General features: G+C 54.5%; 2 rRNA genes. Both read right to left on the bottom strand.

Annotation, left to right across the window (positions count from 1 at the left end):
* Nucleotides 1-71 precede the first annotated feature (71 nt).
* Nucleotides 72-3,161 (bottom strand): 23S ribosomal RNA (locus VVR41_RS10545).
* Between the two features lie 425 nt (nt 3,162-3,586).
* A 16S ribosomal RNA gene (locus tag VVR41_RS10540) occupies nt 3,587-5,112 on the bottom strand.
* Together the 16S and 23S rRNA genes form the textbook arrangement of a ribosomal RNA operon.
* Nucleotides 5,113-5,479: the final 367 nt, after the last annotated feature.

Below are 5,479 nucleotides of genomic sequence, written 5' to 3'. Positions count from 1 at the left end.
CGTGGTGTGTGGTGTGTCAGATACTGCATAGTGGACGCGGCACACAACCCTATTGTTGCTGTGCAATTTGTTTGTTTGTGTTGTCGGCATATTAGTACCAGTCACCTCCGCGCATTACTGCGTGTCCAGATCTGGCCTATCAACCCGATCATCTCTCGGGAGCCTCAAAAGAAACCTCATCTCAAAACAGGCTTCCCGCTTAGATGCTTTCAGCGGTTATCCCTTCCGTACGTAGCCAACCAGCAATGCTCCTGGCGGAACAACTGGCACACCAGAGGTACGTCCGTCCCGGTCCTCTCGTACTAGGGACAGCCTTCTTCAAGTTTCAACGCGCGCGGCGGATAGAGACCGAACTGTCTCACGACGTTCTGAACCCAGCTCGCGTGCCGCTTTAATGGGCGAACAGCCCAACCCTTGGGACCTACTCCAGCCCCAGGATGCGACGAGCCGACATCGAGGTGCCAAACCATCCCGTCGATATGGACTCTTGGGGAAGATCAGCCTGTTATCCCCGGGGTACCTTTTATCCGTTGAGCGACACCACATCCACAAGCAGGTGCCGGATCACTAGTCCCGACTTTCGTCCCTGCTCGACCTGTACGTCTCGCAGTCAAGCTCCCTTGTGCACTTACACTCGACACCTGATTGCCAACCAGGCTGAGGGAACCTTTGGGCGCCTCCGTTACTCTTTGGGAGGCAACCGCCCCAGTTAAACTACCCACCAGGCACTGTCCCCAACCCAGATCATGGGCCAAGGTTAAGGTATCCACTACGGTCAGAGTGGTATTTCAACAACGACTCAACAACCACTGGCGTGGCCGCATCACAGTCTCCCACCTATCCTACACAAACCGCACCGAACACCAATACCAAGCTATAGTGAAGGTCCCGGGGTCTTTTCGTCCTGCCGCGCGAAACGAGCATCTTTACTCGTACTGCAATTTCACCGGGCCTGTGGTTGAGACAGCAGGGGAGTCGTTACGCCATTCGTGCAGGTCGGAACTTACCCGACAAGGAATTTCGCTACCTTAGGATGGTTATAGTTACCACCGCCGTTTACTGGGGCTTAAATTCTCCGCTTCGGCAACCACAAGGGTCACCTAACAGGTCCTCTTAACCTTCCAGCACCGGGCAGGCGTCAGTCCGTATACATCAACGTAAAGTCTTCGCACGGACCTGTGTTTTTGATAAACAGTCGCTCCCCTCTATTCTCTGCGACCCAACACAGCACAACCACCGCACAAGTGGCGCACCATACCGGGTCCCCCTTCTCCCGAAGTTACGGGGGCAATTTGCCGAGTTCCTTAACCACAGTTCACCCGACCGCCTTAGTATTCTCTACCTGACTACCTGTGTCGGTTTAGGGTACGGGCCGTGCACACACATCGCTAGAGGCTTTTCTCGGCAGTACAGGATCACCACCATCACCCACACAAGGGCTACGCATCACGCCTCACACAAAAAAGCCAAAGCATTTCACTCAAGCTCGTGCCACACGCTTGCACCGCAATCCAATAAGCGGCGCGGCTACCTCACTGCGTCACCCCATCACTGACCTACTACGGCTCAGGCCCCACGCATCACACCACACAACCAACCACAAGGGCTGATCAACATAGCGTTCAGGGTGGTTAGTATCACCAGTTCAGTCTTTGTCGCGTGCACACGGGTACGGGAATATCAACCCGTTGACCATCGACTACGCCTGTCGGCCTCGCCTTAGGACCCGACTCACCCTGGGAAGACGAACTTGACCCAGGAACCCTTAGTCATCCGGCGGATAAGATTCTCACTTATCTCTCGTTACTCATGCCTGCATTCTCACTCGCACACAGTCCACAGCCCCTTACAGTACTGCTTCACCCCATGCACGACGCTCCCCTACCCATAACACACAAAATGCTATGCCGCGGCTTCGGCGGTGTACTTGAGCCCCACTGAATTGTCGGCGCGGAACCACTCGACCAGTGAGCTATTACGCACTCTTTCAAGGATGGCTGCTTCTAAGCCAACCTCCTGGCTGTCTTCGCGATCCCACATCCTTTTCCACTTAGTACACCCTTAGGGGCCTTAACCGGCGATCTGGGCTGTTTCCCTCTCGACTATGAAGCTTATCCCCCACAGTCTCACTGCCATGCACCACTTAACCGGCATTCGGAGTTTGGCTGACATTGCTAAGATGATAGTCCCGCTCAACCAACCAGTAGCTCTACCTCCGGCAAGCTAACATAACGCTGCACCTAAATGCATTTCGGGGAGAACCAGCTATCACGGAGTTTGATTGGCCTTTCACCCCTACCCACAGCTCATCCCCTCAGTTTTCAACCTAAGTGGGTTCGCGCCTCCACAACCTCTTACAGCTGCTTCACACTGGCCATGGGTAGATCACCCCGCTTCGGGTCCAGGACATGCCACTAACACACCACATGATGATTCGCTTTCGCTACGACTACCCCACACAAACGGGTTAACCTCGCGACATGCCGCTGACTCGCAGGCTCATTCTTCAAAAGGCACGCCATCACACACAAGAGGTGCTCTGACGGATTGTAAGCGCACGGTTTCAGGAACTATTTCACTCCCCTCCCGGGGTACTTTTCACCATTCCCTCACGGTACTAATCCACTATCGGTCACACTGAGTATTTAGGCTTACCGGGTGGTCCCGGCAGATTCACAGCAGATTCCACGAGCCCGCTGCTACTCGGGTAACACACAACATGGCAACACACGCCTTCACGTACAGGGGCTCTCACCCACTACGGCGCACCATCCCAGGCAACTTCCGCTAACGCGCATCAACCACGCACAGACATGACAGTATCTGAACAGTGCATCCCCACAACCCCACATGCGCAACCCCTGCCAGGTATCACACACACATGGTTTAGCCTCATCCGCGTTCGCTCGCCACTACTAACGGAATCACAATTGTTTTCTTCTCCTGCGGGTACTGAGATGTTTCACTTCCCCGCGTCACCCCCCACACAGGCTATGAATTCACCTGCAGGTAACACCACATAACTGGTGCCGGGTTTCCCCATTCGGACATCCTCGGATCAACGCTATGTTGGCAACTCCCCGAGGCTTAACGCAGCCTCACACGTCCTTCATCGGCTCAGCATGCCAAGGCATCCACCGTACGCCCTTAAAAACACAAAAAACACACAAAACAAAGAATAAAGATGCTCGCGTCCACTATACAGTTCTCACACACCACACCCACACACCCCAGAAAGCCACACAGAAGCAGCCACCAGGACCATGCAGGTCACAAGGACAAACACTTTACGCGTATCATCCCAGACACCCAACAGTGCACCAACCCACACCCCACACACGCACCACACTAAGGTGACACACGCACAAGCCATTGTTCTCATATTTACGCAACCAGCGCTCAAACCTGCCGCACACCCACACCACACCCCTCTACAAATCGGGGCGTGGGGTATGTGTCCACCTGGAAACATCCAGCCACATTCTCAAATAACGATGGCAGCACCACACTCGGGCACTCAACCACCACACACGCACCAGCATGAAACAACACACCACATGCGCGCAAAAAAATAAATACTCCTTAGAAAGGAGGTGATCCAGCCGCACCTTCCGGTACGGCTACCTTGTTACGACTTCGTCCCAATCGCCGATCCCACCTTCGACAGCTCCCCACACAAAAGTGCTTGGGCCACTGGCTTCGGGTGTTACCAACTTTCATGACGTGACGGGCGGTGTGTACAAGGCCCGGGAACGTATTCACCGCAGCGTTGCTGATCTGCGATTACTAGCGACTCCGACTTCATGGGGTCGAGTTGCAGACCCCAATCCGAACTACGACCGGCTTTCAGCGATTAGCTCCACCTCACAGTGTCGCACACGCGCTGTACCGACCATTGTAGCATGTGTGAAGCCCTGGACATAAGGGGCATGATGATTTGACGTCATCCCCACCTTCCTCCGAGTTAACCCCGGCAGTCTCTCATGAGTCCCCACCATAACGTGCTGGCAACATAAGACAAGGGTTGCGCTCGTTGCGGGACTTAACCCAACATCTCACGACACGAGCTGACGACAACCATGCACCACCTGCACACTAGCCACAAAGGGAAAGACCATCTCTGGCCCGGTCTAGTGCATGTCAAGCCCAGGTAAGGTTCTTCGCGTTGCATCGAATTAATCCACATGCTCCGCCGCTTGTGCGGGCCCCCGTCAATTCCTTTGAGTTTTAGCCTTGCGGCCGTACTCCCCAGGCGGGGCGCTTAATGCGTTAGCTACGGCACGAACCCCGTGGAAGGGACTCACACCTAGCGCCCACCGTTTACGGCATGGACTACCAGGGTATCTAATCCTGTTCGCTACCCATGCTTTCGCTCCTCAGCGTCAGTTACTGCCCAGAGACCTGCCTTCGCCATCGGTGTTCCTCCTGATATCTGCGCATTTCACCGCTACACCAGGAATTCCAGTCTCCCCTACAGCACTCAAGTTATGCCCGTATCGCCTGCAGTCCCACAGTTAAGCCGTGGACTTACACAAACGACGCGACAAACCACCTACGAGCTCTTTACGCCCAGTAATTCCGGACAACGCTCGCACCCTACGTATTACCGCGGCTGCTGGCACGTAGTTAGCCGGTGCTTCTTATCCAGGTACCGTCACTTTCGCTTCGTCCCTGACGAAAGGAGTTTACAACCCGAAGGCCGTCATCCCCCACGCGGCGTCGCTGCATCAGGCTTGCGCCCATTGTGCAATATTCCCCACTGCTGCCTCCCGTAGGAGTCTGGGCCGTATCTCAGTCCCAATGTGGCCGTACACCCTCTCAGGCCGGCTACCCGTCGACGCCTTGGTAGGCCATTACCCCACCAACAAGCTGATAGGCCGCGAGCTCATCCCATACCGCAAAAGCTTTCCAACCATCAATCCAAAAACGGTTCCTATCCGGTATTAGACCCAGTTTCCCAGGCTTATCCCGAAGTACAGGGCAGATCACCCACGTGTTACTCACCCGTTCGCCACTCGAGTACCACAGCAAGCTGTGGCCTTTCCGTTCGACTTGCATGTGTTAAGCACGCCGCCAGCGTTCATCCTGAGCCAGGATCAAACTCTCCACAAAAGTTTCAGCAGAAACAAGGCCGTGAAAAGCCCAAACCCAACCAAAACAAACCACACCACCACAACAATGCAGTGGCCTGGCATATCCTAAAAATTACAAACACCAACCCCCACACCCGACGGGGCAAAACAGGAGATTGGCAAAAAATGTGTCACACAAAATAATGCGCAACCACACAACAAAGCTGAACAAGCAGCACCCAATCATTAGGTTCAGGCACCACCCACCAGCACACACCCACCACCAAACACACTCAAGCATCCAGCAGCACGTGACCGTGCGGCACACACCAATCACATAAACACAAAAACAATAAAGATTGGCACACTATCGAGTTCTCAAACAACACACGCACACCCCACAACCC

Origin of the sequence: Corynebacterium sp. LK2510 (genome assembly GCF_040946405.1) — a bacterium.
In the GTDB taxonomy this organism is placed as follows: domain Bacteria; phylum Actinomycetota; class Actinomycetes; order Mycobacteriales; family Mycobacteriaceae; genus Corynebacterium.
The sequence above is the reverse complement of the archived record's forward strand: the minus strand, read 5'-3'. Positions and strand labels throughout refer to the sequence as shown.